At 39.1% G+C, this 23,778-nt stretch carries 16 protein-coding genes, 1 pseudogene and 1 riboswitch; of the genes and pseudogenes, 5 read left to right on the forward strand and 12 right to left on the reverse strand.

What is annotated here, in order from left to right:
- The first annotated feature begins 25 nt into the window (after positions 1-25).
- Both gcvH and gcvP read left to right on the forward strand, forming a co-directional pair.
- The gene (gene gcvH / locus RM556_RS04590; protein ID WP_311362069.1) at positions 26-415 is read left to right on the forward strand and encodes a glycine cleavage system protein GcvH; all 390 of its coding nucleotides are present in this window, start codon (positions 26-28) and stop codon (positions 413-415) included.
- A 151-nt stretch (positions 416-566) separates the two neighbouring features.
- Complete coding sequence (gene gcvP / locus RM556_RS04595; protein ID WP_311373958.1) at positions 567-3,491, forward strand: aminomethyl-transferring glycine dehydrogenase; 2,925 nt, start codon at positions 567-569, stop codon at positions 3,489-3,491.
- A gap of 148 nt (positions 3,492-3,639) precedes the next feature.
- Here gcvP and RM556_RS04600 read toward each other — a convergent pair whose 3' ends face one another.
- The 7 genes and pseudogenes from RM556_RS04600 to RM556_RS04630 all read right to left on the reverse strand — a co-directional run bounded on the left by RM556_RS04600 (position 3,640) and on the right by RM556_RS04630 (position 11,188).
- Entirely contained in the window at positions 3,640-4,710 is a 1,071-nt protein-coding gene (locus RM556_RS04600; protein WP_311373959.1) for a YaaC family protein, read from the reverse strand.
- Positions 4,711-4,718: 8 nt separating this feature from the next.
- Positions 4,719-6,491, reverse strand: a complete 1,773-nt coding sequence (locus RM556_RS04605) for an ATP-binding protein (RefSeq protein ID WP_311373960.1) — start codon at positions 6,489-6,491, stop codon at positions 4,719-4,721.
- Positions 6,492-7,619 (reverse strand): SIR2 family protein, encoded by a 1,128-nt coding sequence (locus tag RM556_RS04610; RefSeq protein WP_311373961.1) that lies wholly within the window; start codon positions 7,617-7,619, stop codon positions 6,492-6,494. It abuts the gene before it with no gap.
- 25 nt (positions 7,620-7,644) lie between these two features.
- Positions 7,645-8,853, reverse strand: a complete 1,209-nt coding sequence (locus RM556_RS04615; RefSeq protein ID WP_311373962.1) for a restriction endonuclease subunit S — start codon at positions 8,851-8,853, stop codon at positions 7,645-7,647.
- Positions 8,850-9,470: pseudogene (locus RM556_RS04620) on the reverse strand (class I SAM-dependent DNA methyltransferase); the annotation flags it as partial. The gene RM556_RS04615 and the pseudogene RM556_RS04620, both read right to left, overlap by 4 nt.
- A 217-nt stretch (positions 9,471-9,687) precedes the next feature.
- Positions 9,688-10,485 (reverse strand): hypothetical protein, encoded by a 798-nt coding sequence (locus tag RM556_RS04625; RefSeq protein ID WP_311373964.1) that lies wholly within the window; start codon positions 10,483-10,485, stop codon positions 9,688-9,690.
- Entirely contained in the window at positions 10,478-11,188 is a 711-nt protein-coding gene (locus RM556_RS04630; RefSeq protein WP_311373965.1) for a hypothetical protein, read from the reverse strand. The genes RM556_RS04625 and RM556_RS04630 overlap by 8 nt, the downstream gene beginning before the upstream one ends.
- A 946-nt stretch (positions 11,189-12,134) precedes the next feature.
- Positions 12,135-12,256, forward strand: a riboswitch (SAM-I-IV-variant riboswitch).
- Positions 12,257-12,305: 49 nt separating this feature from the next.
- On the opposite strand from RM556_RS04630, the gene RM556_RS04635 reads away from it, so the two are divergent.
- Positions 12,306-12,695, forward strand: a complete 390-nt coding sequence (locus RM556_RS04635; RefSeq protein WP_311373966.1) for a hypothetical protein — start codon at positions 12,306-12,308, stop codon at positions 12,693-12,695.
- A 256-nt stretch (positions 12,696-12,951) separates the two neighbouring features.
- Here the strand turns inward: RM556_RS04635 and RM556_RS04640 are convergent, their stop codons facing one another.
- Complete coding sequence (locus tag RM556_RS04640) at positions 12,952-14,043, reverse strand: NADH:flavin oxidoreductase (protein WP_311373967.1); 1,092 nt, start codon at positions 14,041-14,043, stop codon at positions 12,952-12,954.
- A gap of 258 nt (positions 14,044-14,301) precedes the next feature.
- On the opposite strand from RM556_RS04640, the gene RM556_RS04645 reads away from it, so the two are divergent.
- Positions 14,302-14,937 carry a heme-binding protein gene (locus tag RM556_RS04645; RefSeq protein ID WP_311373968.1) on the forward strand — a complete coding sequence of 212 codons (636 nt, stop codon included), beginning with the start codon at positions 14,302-14,304 and terminating at the stop codon, positions 14,935-14,937.
- A gap of 90 nt (positions 14,938-15,027) precedes the next feature.
- Here RM556_RS04645 and RM556_RS04650 read toward each other — a convergent pair whose 3' ends face one another.
- The 4 genes from RM556_RS04650 to RM556_RS04665 all read right to left on the reverse strand — a co-directional run bounded on the left by RM556_RS04650 (position 15,028) and on the right by RM556_RS04665 (position 21,724).
- A complete protein-coding gene (locus RM556_RS04650; RefSeq protein ID WP_311373969.1) occupies positions 15,028-16,773 on the reverse strand; it encodes a CRTAC1 family protein in 1,746 nt (581 codons plus the stop codon).
- Positions 16,774-16,785: 12 nt separating this feature from the next.
- Positions 16,786-19,476: a multiheme c-type cytochrome gene (locus RM556_RS04655; RefSeq protein WP_311373970.1), complete on the reverse strand. Its 2,691-nt coding sequence runs from the start codon at positions 19,474-19,476 to the stop codon at positions 16,786-16,788.
- Between the two features lie 17 nt (positions 19,477-19,493).
- Positions 19,494-20,846, reverse strand: a complete 1,353-nt coding sequence (locus RM556_RS04660; RefSeq protein WP_311373971.1) for a tetratricopeptide repeat protein — start codon at positions 20,844-20,846, stop codon at positions 19,494-19,496.
- A gap of 95 nt (positions 20,847-20,941) precedes the next feature.
- Positions 20,942-21,724, reverse strand: a complete 783-nt coding sequence (locus RM556_RS04665) for a choice-of-anchor E domain-containing protein (RefSeq protein WP_311373972.1) — start codon at positions 21,722-21,724, stop codon at positions 20,942-20,944.
- Positions 21,725-22,101: 377 nt separating this feature from the next.
- Here RM556_RS04665 and RM556_RS04670 point away from each other — a divergent pair, with 377 nt between their 5' ends.
- Complete coding sequence (locus RM556_RS04670; protein WP_311373973.1) at positions 22,102-23,586, forward strand: FAD-binding oxidoreductase; 1,485 nt, start codon at positions 22,102-22,104, stop codon at positions 23,584-23,586.
- Positions 23,587-23,778: the final 192 nt, after the last annotated feature.

Genomic DNA, 23,778 nt, shown 5'->3' on the forward strand with positions numbered 1-23,778 from the left:
AACTGACTAATAGCTAGGAAAGATTATGAGCAATATACCAACTGATTTACGTTATGCGAGCACTCACGAATGGGTTCGTCCTGAAGGCGATGGTGTTTTCACTGTCGGTATTACTGAACACGCCCAAGATTTGCTTGGTGATATGGTGTTTGTTGATTTGCCAGACGAAGGTGATGCGGTAACTACCGGAGATGATTGCGCTGTTGCTGAATCTGTAAAAGCGGCTTCTGACATTTACTCTCCTCTTACTGGTGAAATTGTTGGTGTAAACGAGCAATTAGAAGATTCGCCAGAATTGGTTAACTCTGACCCTTACGGTGATGGTTGGTTATTTAAAGTAAAAGCAGAAGATCCTGCTGAAGTTGAAGGCCTAATGGATGCAGAAGCATACGAAGGCTCAATCGAAGAAGAATAAAACGCTTCTTTAGCGGACTTGGTTTTACTTAATATTCTTTACTGAACAACTCCGCAAACAAACATAAAGGCTGCAAGCCTTGAGTCAAGACGCCGCTTTTTCAGTGGCGCTTTGATTTTTATTTTCAAATTTGTTTTTAGGTCGCCAATTTATGAGTACATCAAATACCCCAGTTTCTTTGCTAGATTTAGAGCAACCAAACGACTTTATTCGTCGTCATATTGGCCCTGGCCGTGACGAAATGGCGTCTATGTTGGATTTCATCGGTGCGGATTCATTAGATGATTTAATGCAACAAACTGTGCCGGCCGGCATTCGTTTACCTGAACCTTTAAAAGTAGGTGAAGCGCAAACTGAAGTGAATGCCTTAGCTGAGCTAAAAGCCGTTGCCAAAAAGAACGTCATCAATCGTTCGTTCATCGGCATGGGCTACAGCAATACGCATACGCCTAACGTTATTCTTAGAAATGTACTTGAAAACCCAGGTTGGTATACGGCGTATACACCTTACCAGCCAGAAATTGCGCAAGGTCGTTTGCAAGCGATCCTAAACTTCCAGCAAGTGACAATTGACTTAACTGGTTTGCCATTGGCATCTGCTTCTCTGTTAGATGAAGCAACGGCTGCCGCGGAAGCAATGGGTCTTGCTAAGCGCGTATCTAAAAACAAAAAGTCAAATAGCTTTTTCGTGTCTCAAGGCGTTCATCCGCAAACACTTGATGTAGTAAAAACACGTGCTGAAATGTTTGGTTTTGAAGTGATCGTTGGTCACGCATTGGAAGCAGCAAACCACGATGTATTCGGTGTGTTATTGCAGTATCCAAGCTCAACTGGCGAAATTAAAAATATTTCCAAAGTGATAGCTGACGTTCAAGCAAATAAAGGAATTGTTGCCGTTGCCTCAGATTTGATGGCACTTACCATGTTGACACCTCCCGGTGAGCTCGGCGCTGATGTCGTACTTGGTAGTGCGCAGCGTTTCGGTGTACCAATGGGTTATGGTGGTCCACACGCAGCATTCTTTGCAACTCGTGACTCTTACAAACGTTCATTACCGGGCCGTATTATTGGTGTGTCAAAAGACACGCGCGGCCGTCCAGCGTTGAGAATGGCTCTGCAAACAAGAGAGCAACACATTCGTCGTGAGAAAGCCAATTCGAATATTTGTACGGCTCAAGTTTTACTAGCAAACATGGCAAGCTTCTACGCGGTATATCATGGCCCGATAGGCTTAAAAACAATAGCTAATCGCATACACCGTTTTACCGACATTCTCGCTGCGGGCCTAGTTCAAAAAGGTCTTGAGCTTGCTCACACAACTTGGTTCGATACCATCACTGTGAAAGTAGCTAACAAAGCAGAAGTGTTAAGTAAAGCGACTGCAAAAGGTATGAACTTCAGAGCTGATTTGGACGGAGCCGTTGGTATCAGTCTTGATGAAACCACTACTCGTACTGATATCGATGATTTGTTCGCTGTATTGGTAGGTGACAATCATGGTTTAGATATCGCAGCCTTGGACGCGGCTATCGTTGAAAATGGTTCTGAATCTATACCGCAAGAACTAGTGAGAACAACTGACTTCCTAACACATGAAGTATTTAACAGCTATCATTCAGAAACTGAAATGTTGCGCTATATTAAGTCGCTTGAAAACAAAGATCTTGCGCTTAATCACAGTATGATTTCATTGGGGTCTTGTACCATGAAGCTCAACGCAACAGCCGAAATGATTCCTGTGACGTGGCCTGAATTTGGTCAGTTGCACCCGTTTGCGCCAATTGATCAAGCCCAAGGTTATAAAGAAATGATTGATGAGCTGAGTGATTGGTTGATTGATATTACTGGTTACGATTCACTATCAATGCAGCCAAACTCTGGTGCACAAGGCGAATACTCTGGCCTACTAGCCATTACTCGTTATCACCAGAGTCGAGGTGAAGGTCACAGAAATGTGTGCCTGATCCCACAATCTGCTCATGGAACCAACCCTGCGTCTGCACAGATGCTGAGTCTTAAGGTTGTAGTGGTTAACTGTGATGCAAAAGGTAACGTTGACTTAGACGACCTGCGCACCAAAGCGGAAGAAGTCAAAGATAACTTGAGTTGCGCGATGATCACTTACCCATCAACGCACGGTGTTTACGAAGAAACGGTAAAAGAAATTTGTGACATTGTGCATGAATTTGGCGGACAGGTTTACATGGATGGTGCCAACATGAACGCTCAGGTAGGCATTACCTCGCCTGGTTTGATTGGCTCTGATGTTTCGCACTTGAACTTACACAAAACCTTCTGTATTCCACACGGTGGCGGTGGCCCGGGTATGGGACCTATCGGCGTTAAAGCGCACTTAGCTCCATTTTTACCAAGCCATTCTGTTGTTGGTTTAGAAGCCGGTGGTACAGGCGAAGATTTAGCAAACAATGGCGCAGTTTCTGCTGCACCATGGGGCAGCGCGTCAATTTTGCCTATTAGCTACATGTACATCAAAATGATGGGTAGTGAAGGTTTGAAAAAAGCATCAGAAGTCGCGATTTTGAATGCAAACTATGTGGCGAAGAAATTAGAAGGTCATTACCCAGTCTTGTATAAAGGCAATAATGACCGTGTTGCTCACGAATGTATAATCGACCTACGTCCATTGAAAGAAGCATCTGGCGTAACTGAGATGGATGTGGCCAAGCGTTTGAACGACTATGGTTTCCACGCGCCAACTATGAGCTTCCCGGTTGCTGGCACATTGATGATTGAGCCAACGGAATCCGAAGCTTTAGCTGAATTGGACCGCTTTATTGAAGCGATGATTTGCATACGAGAAGAAATCGCAAAAGTAGAAAGCGGCGAGTGGGATGCAACGGATAACCCATTGCACAACGCACCGCATACACTAGCCGATATCTGTGACAGCAATTGGGATAGAAGCTACGACAGACAGCTAGCTGCTTATCCAGTTGATGCTGTCGCAAAAGACAAGTTTTGGCCAACAGTGAATCGAATTGACGATGTGTATGGCGATAGAAACTTGATCTGCTCATGCCCTGATTTGGATAGTTATCGGGATTTTGCTGAATGATGATGATCTGTAATTAAGTTTGTGACTGTTTTAATAAAGTTTGTGACTTTAATTAAGATTGTGACTTTGTAAAAAGGGCTACTTGTGGTGAGGTAGCCTTTTCTATATCAATTTAAGAGTATTTAGGCGATATCAGCTTTCCATGGATTTAAATCGCAGCAAATGGAATAACACACTCCTTTTCTGTAGTCAGTGATACCATTTGATATAAAAACTGTTTTGGAGACAAGCTTGCAAATTCACTTACTAAAGGCCTCAATTCGCCCTCAAGTAATGATTTAACTTCAAGCGGTCTATACCTAGCAGCACTACCTAAGTAGAACATAGCAAGCAAGGTGTAGGATAACTGGGGTAGTTCCCCTGGGCGCAGGTCAGCATAATATCTATAACCTTGTTTCGTCAATATTGGTACTACGTCCAGCTTCTTGTATTCAGCTAAAATATTTTTATAGATTCTGTGGATGTTAGATTGAGTGAAAGATTTTCTTTTTGCTGCTCTATAGACGATTCTATTTTCTCTGGGAAAACCCTCTTTGAAATAGGTCTTTCTTGAGTTTTTATAAAACTTTGAGACTTCTACCTTTGCTTCTTGCTCTTTTTGAAAAATGATTTCAGTAAATATTTTATCCTTTGCGTCATTAACCTGAAATTCTATTTCCACAGGCAGCAACTTTCGCTTTTCTAAATGGCCTAGGCTTGTATAGATACTGTGCACTTCTGGAATATGGGATAGCGCTTGCTGAAATTGGATGGTTGAAGAAGTTTTAATCGGTTTTCCTAATAGCTTTGTAAATTCATAGAAGATGTTCACAGCTCCTTTCATCTTCCCTTTTACATCAATTTCTTGTTTTTTACCGACTGGTAATATAAGGCCGTGGTGCTCATGAGTGGATTCCAAGGGCACATTATTGAGGCTGAGGTAGCATTTAACAAGGTCGAGCATGCCATAATATAACAGTGCCCCCTTCGCCGGCAGAGGACTGACTGACGCAGCGTTATAAAAATCTTCGGCTAGCCCCGCGTAATATATAGCCCGTTCTATTTTTATTCTGTTATTACCCCTAGTATTATTAAGTCTTACTTGAAGATAAGAGCTTAAAAATGACCAAGGATCACTAGTGAGTATTTGTTGCTCACCAGCGTTCAAAGGCACAAAAGTAAACCTAATTTTATTATACTTAAATAGTGCTAATTCACATTTCTCTATTGCTCTGGCCATAATTTTCCTTAGTTACCCCATAGCCCTTTCAAATCAACATCCCCACTATCAGGTTGATGCTCTTTGGGTAGCGACTTGAATTGCACCACCATCGGAATATCAAATGATGTCCCTGTGATTACCGCGCAGCCTTTTGACAGATTTGGGATCATAGAGCGCGATAATGAATCTAATGTACTTATAGAATTATCAAGCAGTAACAAGTCCCTATCGTTTACCAGTCTATGAATAAAAAAATTGTGTATCTGCGACATTATCGTTGCTGAGATATCAGCAGGTCGTTGGCTTGATAAAGTTAAATAAAAGCCAAATTTTCGACCCTCTTTAATAATTTCTTCAAATAATTCTAATCTATAATCCTTCCAGCTTTCACTTTCTCGATTGGATTGCATTGATAATATATTGTGAGCCTCATCAATGATCATATGAAAGGTGTGCTTTGGTGGACTATCTTCAATAACTCTGTCTTTGTGGCTCCCGTAATAATACTTAGCCAATAAAAGCGGGATAATCTTTTTAACTTCTTGGTTCGTTTTTCGAAGCGATACCACAGTTAGCAAGCTATTTTCAGGGTTGTTTCCAATTGAAAAAACACGTTCGAGTGATTTAATAGAGGATTCAACTCGTTTGAGTAATGGTTGAATATGCTCAAACTGAACGTATCCGCTTATCAAATCAGACAGTAATTGCAGGTTTACCCTTAATTTCAACTCCCGAAAAGGACTTAGTTGTTCTACCTGAATATCCTCTACATGAGCACTAAAATATTGTTGATAAGTGTCATCATCATCGCCACCATTTAAAACAATGCTAGTATTTAAATAATAAAAATTACTATTTTTGCTATGCCAACTTAATTGCATAATTGTGCTCTTCAAATCGTCGGCAGCAACAATGCCAGCAATTTCCCTAATTAGCTCTGCAAATTCCTTTTTGGGTGATGTACTAGTAAGTGCTCTAGTAATAGTTTTCTTAGTATAATGCTCAAGACTATCCTGCGTATCTTTAAACCGTTCCCTGCCCGAAACAATTCGTTTCAAAAAAGGCTTCTGGGTGTTCTCAGTAGCTTTAAACAAAATGCCAAATACTTCTTCATCCCAAAAGACATTTTCACTCAATGGGAACTTATCACCTTCGCTTGATCGTGTGTCTAAGTCGTAAACGTTCTTGTGTTCAGGGTTATCTACAAGTTGGTTACCGGTATATTCACCATTAAAATCAATTACCACAAAATGACTTTTGTCATTTAGTTGCTCTAACTTATTTTTAAATAATGTTGTATATAGGTTTGTCAGGGTATTTGACTTTCCACTACCAGTATTACCAAATACACCTATATGCGTATTGAATAGCTTTGACCAAGGCAACGATATAGGTAATTCTTCTTTTAAAATTTCACCAACAACGAAACTTTCATCCGGCTCACCATATATTTGCCTAACTTGATTTTCATTCATCAAATAAGCAACATCACGGATCATTGGTAGATGTTTTATACCTTCAGAAAAATCATTTTGATGATAAAAACCAATAGGTTTTAATTCGACTTTTCTAACATAACTTTTGCCATCTTTAGACTTAATGCGTTCATCCAAAAACTCGCCCTGCACCAGTGTAACAATATCTTTAAATCCACGTTTAATCAGAATGTGTTCTTGTATTGATACGCCTTTAAATTTTTCACCATCATAAAAAAGGGTTTCTTTATTTGACTCATCATAAAGCTCAATAACAATATTGACACCCTTAACCGATATAACTTCGCCAATAGCAATACTCATTTACTCATCGACCTTTTTAAGAGTAAATACACGTTTATTAAAACGAGTAAAAGTCAAGTCCTCATCAATTGTGATGTATTTAACATTGTTATAACCCTTAAACTTTTTGCGCATTTCACGCTTTTCATCATCGTTAAAACAAGAGATATAAACCGTCAAACTTGGGTTAGAGAGTGAACGCTGTACCAAATGTAATATATGCTCGTCAGCGAACGAGAAGCCAAAAGTTATTAGAGCTGAATTTGGGCGTTCTAGTTCAAAGCTGAGGTGACGAAGTATCTGATAATAAGCTTCTTCAAATACAGTTTCATGGAACTTCCATTTGGTTGGATTAACGATGGGGATAGCATCGTAATGCTCCCAAAATTCGGCAGTCCGTAGTAATGTCCAATCTTCCATAAATTCACCACCAAACTGAATTAAGTCCTCTAAAACCTTGCTATCGTCATTAACTATTTCTTCAAATGCTGTTAGCAACCTTAGTTGTTCAGCATCAAATTCAATTTCATAGGGCGTATGCCCATAATTAACAGCGATGCCCTGCGCCTCTTTTTGCCAATAAACTGAACCATGCGGGTGAAGAATGTTAATTTGAGGTATATATTCAGCGTGTTTATCAAAAATACCTTGCTGCAAAACTCGGTTATTATAGTTTTTAGTGTGAAATCTACGTTGCTGAAAACCAGCACTGCCATCGTTAACCACACAATTGACAGCTTGCTCTGTTAACAAGGCATCTGCTGAAACTTCAAAGCAATAGTCATAATTGGTTGTATAAATATTGCATTTTTTATCATTTCGATTTTGTTTTTCTAACGCTGACAATAAAATAGCTAAAAATTTCTTATACTCATTTAACACAAGACTACGACGTCGTCTTCCAACAACAGGCTTAGGTAGCCCAGGCTGAATACATGTTTTATAATATTGCATGAACAGCAATGTATAGAGGTTGTTCGTATTTTCTTTATCTAACGCTTTTGCCAGAGTCTCAAATGTATAGGATTCTCCATCAGTATTTTTGATACTTAATGCCAATGTTGGTAAAAAGCCGAATGATGCACCAGCACCAAAAAGAAAATTTAAGTTCTGTTCATAAACATCATAAAGGTTAAATTTATCTGACATATTAACGTCCTTGTTATTAGTATAATTAGAGTTGGCCGGAAAAGGCTTTTTGGCTTAGTGATTCAAAAATCGTTTCATTTCTAAACTCCGATAAAGATTTTGCTAAGTTTAAAAATTTTACTTTTAGCAATGTAAATTGTCTTATAGCTTCATCACTTGGTACAGGTATTTGAATATTACCGACAATTGTTTTATTCAAGTTTGCCATGGTTGCCCCTTGTGATTCTGACTCCAAATGATTTTTAATTGCTTGGCTTGAAAGAAGCTTATTTAAGTATTCTGAAAACACTCCCACTTTCTTCGGTCTGATATACAAGCTCCCAGTGCCACACATCCAACCGTTTTCCGCGTCATTGACAATTGCACAACGTCCCATTTCACCTCTTCGACCCATGATTATGTCACCAACTTTCAAATGATACTCCGGAAGAGAGCCGTGCTTTATTTCAGATATGGTTCGGTTAGATTTCGGTACTATATTTCCCTTAACAATATGAGTTGGGTTAATTAATGGGATTCCATTTTCAATATAATCTTCTTTGTGTAACTGAGTACCAAATGGTCCTATTTGAATTTTTGCAATGTCCTTCAAATCCCTAACCTCCCACCCCTTCGGATTGGTAACCGGATCGCCAAACATATCCAAAAACACGGCGCGGAGGAAGTCGTCGGCGAGTAGGATGGCTTGTTGGCGCTTGCGGCGGATGGCGTCGGCTTTGTCGAGTATGGCGGCGATGCGTTTTTGTTCGGCTAGTGGGGGGAGAGGGATTTGTAAAGTACGAATATTTCCCAAGGAAACAAATTTTTGTGTACCTCCTCTAGAATTACTCTGAAACTGCCTGATGGCTAATTCACAGTTTAAGAAATGGAAAATGAAGCGATTATAAACATGATTACTTTTTGTAAATTTAAACAGAGCAACATTCTTAATTGAAAATTCGAATTGTTTTTCAACTACAACAGGATTACCTATCGTACCTATCATGGCATACAGGATATCGCCATTGTCTACCGCTGAACGTTTTGATATGGATTCATGATCTGTTTCTGATATATGAGTACAAGTTGAAAAGTCTATTTTTCCATTAACTAAGTTTTTTGAAGTAACCAAAGGGATGCCTGTGCCCGTTGGTTTTGGCGAATCATGTGTTCCGTCCCGAACATCCATGATTTCATTAGCTTCGCACCATTGCCATCCTTTGGGTAATGATTCGCTACTACCAATCTTTATCACAGCATTCTCTCCAACTCATCAAGATCAGCCATAATCTCGCTTTCCAGAACTTTCAACTTTTCAAGTATGACTTTAGGATTTTCATACTCTTCCTCTTCATAAACCACTTCTTTATAGCGATTGATAGAAAGGTCAAACTTATTGCTGATGATATCTTTGGCATCCACCACAAAGGCTTTTTGCGTTTTATCACCAAAGGCTTTTTCGATGTCTGTTGCTGGTGCATTGCTCATGACCAACTCGCGATATTGCAGCCATTTGACTTTAGCATCTGGCAAGTCGTTACTGCCTTCGCCTTTAAGTTCACTGCGTTTGTCGTCGAGGGAATAACCATCGGCTAATAGGTCGTAAAACCATACGCGCTCAGTACTGCCTCCTTTGGTGAAAAACAAAATAGCGGTGCTAACACCGGCATAGGGTTTAAACACTCCGCTAGGTAAACTGACTATGCCTTCAAGCTGGTTATTTTCAATCAACTCTTGGCGTAATTGTTGGTGGGCTTTTGATGAGCCAAATAACACACCGTCGGGCACAACTACTGCAGCACGGCCACCTAATTTAAGTTGGCGTAAAATAGAGGCAACAAAAAGCAACTCAGTCTTTTTGGTTTTCACCATTTCGATGACTGAATCGCCACAAATTTCCTAGACGCCTCTTAGTTAGATGTATTAAATAATGTGCTACTCTTCAAACCGTGAAGTGTTTATTACTTTTTACATTTAGCAATTTGTTGAATCTCAAGAGAGGGCTTGAGAGCCTAGGTTTTAAAACTCATACAAAGTCCTTAAAAAAATCAAAAAAGAGTGTCTGCTCTTGTATGTCACTAAGTTGTAGTCATTTTTTCCGAGCTATAATCTTCACTAAAATTGCATATTCAAAATCTTCATTTTGAAACGCACCTTCTTCAATAAAGAAGCTTTTAAATGAACGTAATTCTAATTGGTAGTCTTTGGTCACCCCATTTATCGACTCAAGTAAATGCGATGATTCGCTAAAGTCATTACTATACAAATGCAGGACGCACACAAATTGTTTACAATCACTTGAATGTAAGCGAGTCACGTCGCCATTTACATGAAGAATGAAGTAGTCACTCAAAAGCGTCTGCAGCTCATAAGACGATGAGTCTGAATCATCCATTTCATTAAACACTTTATAGTCAAGCCACTCCTGTGCTGATAGGTGGTCTTGTAGCGATTCAAAAGAAGTCCCAATTAATCGAGGGTCAATGTACGAGGTCGCTTCTTTTAGAGCATCCAACCTTGCTTTTGCAGCACGATACCTGTTATTGAGGTTTGTATATTCGCTATTAAGAGTTATAAGTTCGATACGAAGGCGTGTTACTTGTTGCTGATAAGCGTTATCAAGTTGCTGTTTTTGTTGAGTGTCAGTAATCAACCTATTTTCTGTTACCAAACCTTCATGAACTGACTTGGATTGCTCTTTATCAGTCAACTCCTCAATGTCATTACTCAAATTAGTGCTTTCTATTGCTCGTAATGAGGTAACAGCTGAAACAGTTGAAGTCGCCTTGAGATTAGCTTGATGTGAATGGTCCTGCAAATGAAGATTAGCGAAGAACCCTAGTGTCAACGATAAAGAAATTGTACCTAATTGAAATATTCTATTCATTGGTTTCAATTCCTGACGAAGCCGGCAAGAGATAGGACAATATAAATGCCGAGTTCAAAACACCATTGTTATCGTAAGTGTATGACATAAAGCCATTTACAATGAAGTCTGATGCCCAACCCTGTCTTTGTAGTAAGTCTACTGATTTGAATATAGCGTTGCGTTCTGACTCAGAAAGAAAAAGTTTGCATTGTTTTAATCTACAATCCACTTTATGTAGCTCTATAGAATGCTCAGTTTCTTGAGTTGCAAAGAAGTTACCAATTAAAGCCTCATAATTATAAGTTTGTGAGTTTTTTTCTTCAGAACGAAAGAACCCTTTAAATGCCTCATATTCAGTTTGGTTAAACTTAGCTAAAAGTAAATCAAAGGGCTCAGATACATAATCAGCAAAAACTCTTGGAGATATTTCTCCTAAATCCTCTAGACTCCTGTTGAGCGTTTCATGCTTATTTAACAATTCTGCATGCATTGCTTTTCTCTCAATTAAGGCCTTTTTTAGTTTTGTTATGTCTTTTTCAAGCTTGTTTAAATTTGCATTCACGCTTTCATTGATGACGTTTTGTGCGGGTACTCGAAGAGAGCTATTCTCTTGTTCATAGCGAGATGATTTACTTGCATTTACATCTGGATTTTGTGGTTTAATCGCACTTTCTGAATTTTGAGAGTCAGTACTTTCGGCATCGTTTTGATTTATTGACAATTCCGCTACAGAATAGCCTATGAATGCAGCTAGGAAGCAACTTGCGACATGGATATAAATTTTAATAAATACTAATCCTTGTATAAACCAATTATCATAAGTGACAGATTATCATAGGATGAAGCGATAAGCTCATTTTTGTTAGGTTATAATGGGTTGCGCTCACTTTTTATAACAATTGGCAGCCTTAAATTGAGGTTTGTTCAAGCTTCTTTTTCATTCATCCACAAACATTCCAATTCTTTAAAGATATGGTTGACCAGTTAAGCTCTAAGCAAATTGCGCCTGTTGCTCATTGGTCCAATATACCGCGCCGCTAAGCATCAATCATGACATTGACGTAATCGTTTCCTGCGCAAGCGATTCGCAGATAGAAAACCGTAAAATTTCTAATAATCTGATTATTGGGTCTTAATCAGCAATCAGTCTGTTTCATTGATATATATGAAAGTACTTTGGCAAGAACTTAATAAATTAAGCTGTTGAAGATTCATAAGAATAAGCCATATTGCAAGCTCCAAATAAGAAGTCAGACGCAGTCACAAACTTTATTAAAATAGGATTTTTATCAAATTGATTTTTTTGCTATAAAGTCACAATCTTAATTAAAGCTTCCCCCCTGACTTTATTAGCTTTGCGCAACACAATTGTCACAAACTTAATTACAGATTATCAAATGATTGATGTCAGACACAATCAAAAATGAAACCCAGAACCGTCAAAGTTGCAATCATAATGAAAAATGCAATCGAGAGTAAGTTTTGATCTTTGAAAAAACCGCCTTTCGGCGGTTTTTTTATTGATGCTCCTTTTTGAAATATCAATAAGGGGTTGACCTATCCCCGAGATTAGTACCAATCCTCGGAGGAGGTTTAGAGTATATTGCATTATCTTTTTTGTGTGGTATAGACATCTAGACGTCCGTAATTTAGCGTGGTAACATTAACTCCGTCATTAAGAGAAAGTCGCCAGACTTCACCAACCTGCTTGCCTTTATTGGCGAGTAAGGTGGTTTCTGCCGCATCAGGTAGAATGAGCCCCTAAATTTGACCAACAAATTTAGTTTATGGGAATGGTTACTTTCTTCATTGCTAACCATAGATGGAGAAATTAAAAAATGGGTAATGATTTTAACAACCTTTACTTTATTAAAGACAAACGCAACGAGCAGTTCCAACCTTATCTCTTTGTAGAAACTTATTTTGAGCGCAAACGCGAGATGGTTATTGCCGTTGCATTCTGTGAGGGTCAACGTCGCATAAAGCTCTCTAGCAGAGTTGAGCAGATGAAATTCGAAGTTCGCCAAATAATAATAGGTGAAATATGCGCGGTACATTACAAAGCATCAAAAAAGGAGCTTCCTATTTTTGGTAGCATTCAGTGTTACAAATATTTTTATCAACCAGATAAAGCATGGGTATTTGATGTCGCGGGTAATTTCATTGAAACAATATCAGAGGCTGAACCCGACAAAGCAACTGCTTCGGAAGAGTTGGAAATAACATAAACAACACTTATTTAATTACGATATTACTCTATTTTATTGATTTTAATTTTCTTCTTTTACATCGACGCGCGCCTTTACTATGCAATTTCTTTGACCATTCAAGTAGTGTCAGGTAGCGCGTGTTCAGCCATGACCGTAAAGGCCATTTATGAAGAGCGATTGGACAATGTTATTATGTAGTTTTCACGGCTTAACTGTGCGTTAAATTCCTATAAACAAAAAGAACCAATCCCGTAGCAACTTACTGTGTCTTTGATTAAGCAACAAAACCATCCCAGCCTTTCATGTAAGTCACAAACTGATCGCTCAATCCTTCTTTCTTCAAATGAGCCTCACTGACTGGCAATTCTACAGGGGAAAAGTTTGAGTCTGCTATCACACGTTTTGGAAAATCATGGTGCAAGATCGCTGAACGTCCAATTGTCACAAAGTCGACACCGGCATCCATGACCGCACTTACATCTGCGCCAGAGGTGATTTTGCCCGCGACAGTGACTTTTACGTCTTTAAAATCGAGTTCCATGAAATGTGAAAGTAGTGTTTTTCCTTCATGCTCAGATTCATTCGGTTGTTTGAATACATCCCATAAAGATAAGTCTAAAAAGTCGATATTGTGTTCGTCAATTAACACTTGGCATAAGGTTTTTATTTCGGAAAGGACCATTCCAAAGCGCTCTGGCGACAGGCGTACGCCGAGCAAGAATCTATCGCCGCAAGCATCGCGAATGCCTTTGATTATTTCAAATAAAAGTCGAGCTCTATTTTCTAGTGTCCCGCCATACTCATCGTCACGTTTGTTAATGTCTGCACTCAAAAACTGAGTCAATACGTACCCATGCGCTCCATGCACTTCAACACCATCATAACCCGATGATTTTGCGCGAACGGCGGCGGCAATAAAGTCATCACGTAATGTACGAACCTCTTCTAAAGACAAAGCTCTGGTGTTGTGCTTTTCCACTGCCGATGCTGAAACGGGTTGTTGTCCTATTAAGTCTTCTGGTGAGCGCATCCCAGCATGGTGTAGTTGGGCAACAGCGATGCTACCATGGGACTTAATTTCTTCGGCTAAGCGCTTGTGCCCCGGAATATGTTCATCCCCGTAAATCCCCAATTGGCCAGGAAAGCCTTGGCCAATTTTCTGTACGTGAGAAGCGCAAGTCATGGTGAGTCCGAATCCACCTTCAGCGCGCATCGTTAACCAATGAAACTCATCGTCAGATAGCGTACCGTCACTGTGACTTTGTGTGTTTGTGAGTGGTGCGAGCATAAATCTGTTTGGCATTTCATGGCCACTTTTGAACTGAACAGGATTGCTGACTTTCATAGATTGTGTTTGCTTTGGCATAGGTTTCAATGATCGATAAATAATGCTCTTAGCATATAACCACCTACTCAAAACTACGAATTGATAGTGTTTATACACAGATAAAAGTGCTGAAAATATTGATACTTTGGCCGCTAAATCCAAGCGCTTTTTACCTCTAAGAAAACGTCGCTACTGTTGGTTAATCTCACCATAAACGCAATTGCTTTCAGATTTTTTCACCTCTTTTTTAATAAGCCGCGTATAAGCCTTATCACAACAGACAAGGTTGAAAAAAATATGCAAACTTTTGGTCCAAAACTGCTAACAATAGCAACCATTTCTATCATGCTGACGGGTTGTTCTCTGTTCGGAGACAGCGGCGTCGAGTCCGCGCCTTATGAGCTAGTAATGGCAGATGAAACGAAAGAGATTGAAGTACGTAATTACGAATCGATGGTTTTAGTCTCTGCGAGCATCGATGGCACGAGCGACAACAGTGCATTTAGAAAATTATTTAAATACATTACGGGTGCAAATGAGGGTGCAACAGAGATTGCGATGACGGCGCCGGTGTTTATGGATGAAGATCAAAAAGGTACAGAAATTGCGATGACAGCGCCTGTATTTATGGCTGAAAATACAAATGAACCTTCTATGTCATTTGTCATGCCAGCTAGCTTTACGCTTGAAAGCACACCAAAGCCGACTGATCCCAGCCTCACGGTCAGCGAAGTCAGCAATTATAGGGTAGCTGCGATTAGGTTCAGTGGCACACTTAGCGATAGTAACGTTGATGAGCACACTCAGATCTTACTCAATTGGATGCAGAGCAAAGGTCTTAAGCAAGTGGGTGAGCCTGTTAAAGCTGGATACAATGGGCCGTTAACATTGCCGTTTTTAAGACACAATGAAGTATTGATTGAAATAGAGTGATGGTTTACCTGGGCCAATCGTGTCCAATCAGTGGGGCACTTAAGGCTATAGTCATTCAAATACAAGTGAAAAGTGTTTTTAAAAACAAGACTATTCGTGCCCTACTGAATATCGTTTATTTGCTTTAATATCTTTCATGATATGTTGGCTACCATCTGGCCATTGTATTGTTATGTGATCAACGAGTTGGGCTTTACCTAAGCCAAAATATACTGCAGATTCACTATGGGACAAATAGCCTTTTGTTGGCATCATTCGTTTCTTTTGTTCGACACCGTTATACTTTATCGAAATAGTTGTTCCAACCGTCGAGTAAGTCTTAGTTTTTGAATAGAGTGTAAATGCAATCCAATTATTTTGGTTGTCAGTGTCATTTCTATACAATCGTACTCTTTCTTGAATTGAAGATATCGCAAAGTCTAAATCTCCATCATGGTCAATATCGGCATAAGCGATTCCTCTCCCTGCTATTGGATTAGAGAAATCACCTAGTTGGCTAACATCTAATTGAATAAATTGCCTTTCGCAACTCCCGTTACACTGCCAAAAAACTTGTGGAGGTTGCTTATATCTCAAATTGCTTTGTACTTTTTGAATATCAGGTTCTACATTACTATTTATTTGAATAAATTCATCTTGTCCATCAAGATCTAGGTCTGCAAAAACTACTCCCCAAGTAAAGGAAGTACGTGTTGGTCCTCCGATACCAATGAGAGGAGACACATCAACAAAGAAACCATGTGAGTTATAACGATAAACAGAGGTCATCTCGTCTGTAAAGTTACCCATAGCGATGTTGAAGCTCTTATCACGGCCCAACCATGCGCCATCCATACCCATTGCTGCAGTGGGCAGGCCTAAGTTATTATAAGACAGCCCGAAAGAGTCAGCCTGCTCAATAAACTTTCCATTCCCTTGGTTTATAAAAGCGAAATTTTTAATAGAGTCATTGGCTACCACAAAATCGATTAAATTGTCATCATTTAAGTCAACAGGTAACACACCTAGAGCTTTTGTTAATTCTTCTTTTTTGCCAAGATTCAATTCGGTGAATGGTTGAGGGTATTGATTAATATAAATCTTTGAAACAGATCCGCTGAAAGAGTTGGGGTGAGGGTACATTCGATTAGCGCCATCATAGTTGATGTCTAGTTGCTCGTTTTTATCTATACTCCAATTTAAATAGTTTCCAACAAACAGGTCCAGATCCCCGTCGTTGTCAATATCAACGAAACTCGCAGCAGTTGAAAAGTCTCTTTGGTCACCACCAACTTCCATTTCGTCAGTTATGTCTTTAAACCCTTCACCTCTTTCGTTTTTGTACAATTTATTCATTCCGAAAGCCGTGATATACAAATCGTCATAACCGTCTGCATCGAAATCTCCAATTGTCAATCCTTGCCCATACCCTAAAAACATCAAGCCTAAATCTTCAGTTACATTTACAAAACGCTTCCCCTCTTCATTTTTATAAATAGCTATATTATTACTTTTACTTTCTGCGGCATTCTTAACAGAACTACCCGCTACTGCAACGAGATCTGCAAAATCGTCATTGTTATAGTCAATAAACCCAATACCTCCCATCATGCTTTCAGGGAAAAGTTTATCTCCCTCTGCACCATTAGTGTGTATAAATTCGATACCATAGACTTCGGCAACTTCTTTAAAGTCTATAGTAGGCGAATTCAGTTTGTTATTTGAGCTTTTCTGGATTTCAGGTTGTGACGGTAATTCGAAGTTTTGCTTTTCTTTTTTTGAACACCCATTTATTGCAACTATTAGCAAAATAATAAAGGTGAGAGTAAAATTATTTGACGAATATTTATTGCGCATTTTCAAGCTCTATCAATTGAGTGAATAAATTACTACGGCATTGACGATTTTATCAATATAGGAGTCTTTTGCTCGGGCTAGGGTCACAGCACTAGATTCTGAATGTTCGTCCAGCTTATATTTTTTATATAGTGTTGAGTGATAATTTGCCTTATCACTATCTCCTTGAGTTCGGGCTATATTAGCAATACCGAAATGTGCACTTGCGTTTTCAGGATCAAGACTTAATAACCTACTATAAATCATATTAGCTTCCTTGATTAAAGAGTTATATTTCAATATATCTCCTTCGTTTATTGTTGCATATAAAAATAAGGTTTCTGCTAACTTAATTAATAGGTCGTAATCTTTAGAAAAATCAAATCCTCTTTCTTTCGCAGTAGGCCAATTATCAATATTCATTAGTTTATTAAGCGACTGTATACCTTCATTTATAAAACCGTTGTCAATGCTTATTAGCGCAGAATACCACTCTGCTGACCAACTATTGTCAATGCCAGTGCTGTGAAGATAATCGAGCTTTTTAAAAGCTTTCTCTAGTTGCCCTTCGTTGTAATAGAGTCGAACTAAATTCATCGTTCCTTGGGCTTCTCCGTATTGCTCTACCAACTTAAAGATCTCTTCTGCTTGTCTATATTGCTTTTTACTTGGCTTGCGTAACAGACCAATACCGTAATCATTTAATCTTTGAGGTGGAGTTGCTTTCGCGCGACTGTTAGCAATTTTAACTTTGTCGCCCACTATAGATACTGAATCCTGTGAAATAATTGTCGTTGGTAATGCTTGCTCTAATAATCCAGCAGCCTTAAAGCTCTTGTTAGCATAATCTTTGTCGAATTTTCGATAGTTGAGTTTTGCGTCTATTCTTAGTTTTTCTGAATAGCCCGAGGGTAAAGTGAATTTGAAATGAACGACATCAGCCGCTCCAGGTGGGATTTGATGGCTTTTTGCTGATGTAAAAATGTCTTCGACATTTCTCTCTTTGATTCGTTCTCCTTCAGCGTCCACTAAAAAGTTTTTAATGAAATGTGTTTCTAATTCAGGTATTTCGCCTGTTGCAAGTGGCTTACCACTGCTTCCAATCTCTAAATCGTCATCAAATAATTGTAGTTGAACCCATAGCTGATTGGAATCTGCTGTACCATTTGTAAACAGATGACCCAAAGTTTTAGTTCGTATAACAACTTCTATAAGATACGTTTTGTTCGCGGCTAAGTTGACATTACTTTCATTTTGAAGAAATTGAAATTCACCATTGATTTTTCCGTTTTCTCTTATGCCGACGATATCTAACGACACGGATTCCTCAAGAAGATCCTTATGCCTCTGTATAACACTGTCACGATCATAGCTCAATGTCGCTGCAATCGCAGTGTTGCCGCTCGCAAATAGATGGTCTCTTATAGAAAGCTCAGAGGAAATGCTTTGCATTTTTGCACCGCTATCTTCGTCTGAGATTTGATAACTCATATGACAGCTGTTGCAATTATTCTTCGCTTGCTTAGGATAATAGAAACTGTCTACATTATGCCCACTAACTCCGCTTTGCAGAAAAGAATCATAATGGTTTTGACCTCTCAACCATCTATACTTATTAACCTTCTCCGGTATATGTACTTTATGACACGAACCACAAAACTCTGGCGTTTTGTGCAGTGGTTTTAAAAATGTTTCTTTGTGAAAATCCGGATTCGATTTAAGTAAAACATTACTAAATGATTGAAGTAAATCTGAATCACTAAATGCAAATGGATAATGAGTGGGTTTTTGTAAGGTAAAATCAGCATTTCCTTTTGTCGAATCAATACTGATAACTGAGTGGCATACGGTACAAGTTATGCCTGCTTTAGCAGACTTTTCGTTATTAGATGGAAAGCTAGGACTATCGAAAACGCCCGAAATTAGTGGTAAAGGATCATGACATCCAGCACAAAACCTAGAGGCAACAACATCTCCATCTCGCTCTAACATATGCGCCCTCGTGTTGTTCACAGAGAAGCTATAGAACGGATTGTTGAATGATGAAAACTTATGTGCACTACTAGACCATTGGTTGTGAGTATCTTGATGGCAGCCTTGGCAATATTTATCGAGCATAAATGATTCAGATTTAATGACGCTATCAGTTTTCACTTTGAGTAAAGAAGGCAGAAAATCTAAGGTCTGCTCATCTTCGTCGAAACTGATTACGCTAATGCCAGTAAGCGCAATCAAAACTAGAGTAGAGGCACTCAGTTTTGTCCAGAACCATTCTATTTGAATGGGGTGGCGGCCGTTTTTTCGGTGGCGAAAATAGAGCAATATAGCTAGCAAAGGAATTATAATATGCGCGGCATAAACCAAATTTCTCAAAATGGATGCATTTAGTTCAAAATCAAATACACCGCGGATCAAAAGTGCGCCAGTTAATGAAGTTAACACGACACTAAGAGACAAGTATATGCCTGCTGTCCGTGCACGGGTATTTCTAATATGTTTGATGGCAATTAAATGGGACGTTAGATACAAAGCAAATAGAAGAATAAATGGAGCACTAACTAATAGGTGGATAGCAAAGACATATTGAAAGTTTGCTTTTTCAAGGTTTTCTCCTAAAATTCCCTCCCACACCGAAATGCCAGTAAGATATATTCCACTTATGAAAAGCAAAACCGTAGTCACTAATAAAGTTTTAGCAAGTCTTTTGCCTAGACTCGTATTCACGTCATTTCTTGGGGAGATCATTTCTGCGTTGCCAAGCGTGTCAACCTTTCTTTTAATTGGTTTGGAATATTAAACCCCAGTTCTTCAGCTTTTTCTAGGTGAAAAAAAGCTTTTTCAAACCTACCAAGGTCGGCATTTACTCTCATTAAGTCCATTTGAAAAATAGGATTGTCTTTCCATAACGCTGCAGCTTCGTTCAATAGGGAAAGCGCTCGTTCAAACTCTCCTTTACTTGCAATAATTCTAGCAATACCTTGTAATGACCTGGCTTTGTCGTTATCTGATTCCTGCATAGACAGAGCATTCTCATAATGCTCTCGCGCCAACTCATACTTTTTTTCACTTAGCGCTATATCAGCAAAGCCAAGATGGAATGTCGACGAACTAGGAAACCTGTTTATTGCTTTTAGGTAAGTTTTTTTAGCTTCATTTAACCTTCTCTCAAAAGTTAAATAATGTGATAGTTTCAGAAAATCATCTTCTTGAACGCGATCGTTGTAATGTGTAATTAGTAATTTAAGGTACTTAATTGTAGCTAGACTATCCTGTTTGCTAATTGAACGATTTATGTTAAATCTCAAATCGTTCAAAGTCCGTCCTTCAGTCATTACCTCCTCATAATAAGGATGCGGTAAACTTAACTGTGCCTCATTGTAGGCTAAATTTTCTGCTGGTATATCGATACTAATATCGACTATTTTTGATAATCGAATCAAGTATGCTCTCGCAATCGACGACTTTGGTGACAATTGCATTGCTTTTTCCAGATAGTCGCGACTTCTTTCATATTGCCCCATATTAAACAATAGCTTTCCAAGGGCAAAATTGCTCTCAACAATGTCAGGAAACTTAGAATATACAATTTGGTAATAGTGTTTTGCTCGTTCGTAATTTCCTGTTTCTTCCATCAGTCTCGCTTCAAAGAAAAGAGAAGCGATATGGTCGTCATTTAACTGGTTTGCCTGCCTTATGTAATCTAGGGCTTCTTTTGTTTGCCCCAAATTGTGAGATGTTACTGCTAACATTGAAAACCACTTATGTCCACTAGGTTCTATTACAGCCAAAGTCATATACGCATCTTTCGCATCGTTGTAAAAGTAGTTTATAAACAATGCGTCTGCATACCTAGCAAAAGAAGCTCTATTATCATCAGCTTCCTTAGCCTCAATAAATAAGTATTGCAAATGCTCTCTAACAATGTCGGTAGAGTTAGTTAGATCCGGGAGGGTGAAACTTTGATTCAGGGAAGGCTTGCTAGAAGAGTTAGATTTGTTTTGGTTTACATCAGGCTCAACAGCTACGTGTTCATCACAACCGCTTACTATTAATGAGATGATAACGAATAATAATAAGGTTGCGTTGTTGGGCATACTAAAAGCCAATTGGTTGATAATAAAAAAGTGGGCTAATAAGCCCACTGTGTTTAGATGTACTTAATGTCGTAATAGCTATGGCAAAATATTATTTACGCTCGTTTTCTTCGAGCTAAAAGGCCAAGTAAACCAATTGATAAAAGCACTGCGACGCCTGGGGCTGTTACCTCATCATAAGTATATGCAACAGAGATATTACCTCTCCAGTAAGCGTCATTGTATCCACTACAACGGTCTCCATTATCGTTATTGTCGCAATACCCTGTCATAGCCGCATTTATGTTAAAGGAGAAATCTAAATCATCAGATCCAATAAAATCGTTAAGAGAAAACATACTTGTATCTAGGACGCCATTGAATATACCGTCGTCATTAGTACTGTCCGAACAACCAACAGAACCTGAGGTGCTGTAACTGCGTGAACAATTGTCATAATTAGAATCGCGTGTAGCGGAAGTTGATTGGAACGGGTCTATCAAGGACAAAGAGAAATCTGCAGACGAAGTCATGTTCACGAAGGTATCGTTTCTGTATCGATAGTATGTAGAGCAACTGCCCCACCAATTGCAGTCTCTATAAGAAGATCTTTCTGAACTGTTATCGTACGCTGACGCATAGGAAAAATGGTCCCATTCACTAGTGAAGCTGACTTCTACATCAGTCAATGTTCCTAAACCTGAATCGAATCTAGCGAGCGAGAGAGATGAACTTGTTAAGTTAGAGTCGCCAAACGAATATCCATATGTTGTATTATAATTGGACGTGTTATTCGTGGAGAAACTAGAGTTGTACTCAATAATGGCAGCATGACTTGTTAACGACAAACCACCAAGCAGCACTGTAAAAGATAAAGTCTTCAACAATTTACTTAGCATGATATGTTCCCTTGGTTAATTTATGTTTGCAACAAATCAAAAAACCAGATTTGTCGTGTAATGTTTCATATACACCAAGCATAAAGTGTTCCATTTTTAAATTTGCATAGTTATTAGCTGGTTACGCGATTTTCATTTGTTAATAATAATTTTTTGTAAAAAAAACTGACATTTTAAAAGCAGTTCGAGCTAGATTAATTATACAAAAAGAAGCTAGGGTTACTTGTTTTCAGACACACCCATGCAGTTGAATAGTCAAACTTAAAAAAATAGTGATCAAATAGGTAGTCTGCGCAGAAAAGCTAGAAACCTCGAGTCTCTTCGATCAAGAATAGAGCTGACTATAAAACTCACGAATTTACTTTAAAGGGATCAGAATGAGCCTATGGAAGGCAGCACTAAAGACAATATTGATTTTCATCGGATTATTCATATTGTTATTGGCCGGTTTAGCAAGTTACATATTTGTCGACTTTAGCCCAAACGAACCGGCAATAAAGCGTTCGCCCGAATGGGTGAACGATATCACTCAGCTAAATCCCATTTTGGTTAATAATGTTCTTGCCCCAACAACTGTCCAACAAATCAAAGATGCCATCATGGTTTCTTCTGGCAAAATATCCATTGGCGGAGGTCGTTTTAGTCAAGGTGGACAAATTGCCTTAGAAGAGTCGCTTCACCTCGACATGAGGAACTTCAACAAAGTACTATCGCTAAATGTTGAAAGCCAAGAAATTACTGTGCAAAGTGGTATTCGTTGGCGAGATATCCAAGAAGTGATCGACCCCGAAAACCTGTCAGTTAAGATTATGCAATCGTACGCTAATTTCACTGTCGGTGGCTCGCTAAGCGTGAATGTGCACGGAAGATATATGGGCGAGGGGCCGATTATTCGCTCAGTTAAATCTTTCAAATTAGTGCTTGCTGATGGTTCGTTAGTGGAAGCTTCGCCACAAAAAAATTCAGAAGTATTTTATGGTGCAATTGGTGGGTATGGTGCTTTTGGTGTCATCGTTGAAGCAACTCTAACCCTTGTATCGAATACTAAGATCGAACGTCAAAGCGAGGTGATGTCACGAAGCGATTACCCATCATTTTTCGCTAAAAACGTAAAACCGAATACCGGCATTGTGTTTCATAATGCAGTGATTTATCCCCCTGAGTATCAAAATTTGCGCAGCGTATCTTGGATAGAAACAGAGAAAGTACTCACTATTGAAGAGCGGCTTATTGACCATAATACCGACTATTGGTGGCAACCGAAAGTGAGTGAATTTGTTGCCGATCATCGAATCGGAAAATGGTTACGACAGTATGTTTTGGATCCATCTATTAACCATGGTGACGTCGTTCAGTGGCGCAATCGCGAAGCCAGCTTAAATCTATACGAGCTAGAGCCAAATAGCAGGAAAGACACAAGCTATGCCCTTCGAGAATACTTTGTGCCTGTAGATCGTTTTAACAGTTTCGCGGAAAACATGGCTGAGATATTTCAGCGCTATGAGGTAAACGTGCTCAATGTCTCCATTCGTCACGCTTTGCCGGATACCGGTTCTTTGCTTGCCTGGGCAAGAGAGGAAGTCTTTGCTTTTGTGGTTTATTACCGACAGGGCACCAGTGAAGATGACAAAGCGAGAGTGAAAGTGTGGAGCCAAGCACTCATTGATGCTGCCATTGCGGAAGGAGGAGCTTATTATTTGCCTTATCAATTGCACGCAAGCACCGGACAATTTCATGCCAGCTACCCTCGCGCGAATGAGTTCTTTAAGTTAAAAAAGCAGTTTGATCTAAACAATCGATTCAGTAATAAGATGTGGGAACAGCATTATCCTTCTAACAAAAATGCAGAGAGCGAAAACTAAGGCAAAATAAAGATTTGCAGAATTGGATTGCGCAAAAATGGGGTCAGAGTTAATTTTTTCGCGGTTTGTTCAGGCAATTGATAATGTAAACCTTCAAACGGCATGGATGCCGTTTGGGAGCGGGCAGGATGCCGTAAAGCGTGTTTACATTATCAATTGCCTGCTCAAACCTGAAAGGGAAAATTAACTCTG

This window comes from Alteromonas sp. W364 (genome assembly GCF_031846205.1).
Lineage (GTDB): Bacteria > Pseudomonadota > Gammaproteobacteria > Enterobacterales > Alteromonadaceae > Glaciecola > Glaciecola blandensis.

Coding starts and splice junctions, on each gene's coding strand:
- gcvH (WP_311362069.1), top strand. CDS start 26: ATGAGCAATATACCAACTGATTTACGTTATGCGAGCACTCACGAATGG.
- gcvP (WP_311373958.1), top strand. CDS start 567: ATGAGTACATCAAATACCCCAGTTTCTTTGCTAGATTTAGAGCAACCA.
- RM556_RS04600 (WP_311373959.1), bottom strand. CDS start 4,710: ATGGCCAGAGCAATAGAGAAATGTGAATTAGCACTATTTAAGTATAAT.
- RM556_RS04605 (WP_311373960.1), bottom strand. CDS start 6,491: ATGAGTATTGCTATTGGCGAAGTTATATCGGTTAAGGGTGTCAATATT.
- RM556_RS04610 (WP_311373961.1), bottom strand. CDS start 7,619: ATGTCAGATAAATTTAACCTTTATGATGTTTATGAACAGAACTTAAAT.
- RM556_RS04625 (WP_311373964.1), bottom strand. CDS start 10,485: ATGAATAGAATATTTCAATTAGGTACAATTTCTTTATCGTTGACACTA.
- RM556_RS04635 (WP_311373966.1), top strand. CDS start 12,306: ATGGGTAATGATTTTAACAACCTTTACTTTATTAAAGACAAACGCAAC.
- RM556_RS04640 (WP_311373967.1), bottom strand. CDS start 14,043: ATGCCAAAGCAAACACAATCTATGAAAGTCAGCAATCCTGTTCAGTTC.
- RM556_RS04645 (WP_311373968.1), top strand. CDS start 14,302: ATGCAAACTTTTGGTCCAAAACTGCTAACAATAGCAACCATTTCTATC.
- RM556_RS04650 (WP_311373969.1), bottom strand. CDS start 16,773: ATGCGCAATAAATATTCGTCAAATAATTTTACTCTCACCTTTATTATT.
- RM556_RS04660 (WP_311373971.1), bottom strand. CDS start 20,846: ATGCCCAACAACGCAACCTTATTATTATTCGTTATCATCTCATTAATA.
- RM556_RS04665 (WP_311373972.1), bottom strand. CDS start 21,724: ATGCTAAGTAAATTGTTGAAGACTTTATCTTTTACAGTGCTGCTTGGT.
- RM556_RS04670 (WP_311373973.1), top strand. CDS start 22,102: ATGAGCCTATGGAAGGCAGCACTAAAGACAATATTGATTTTCATCGGA.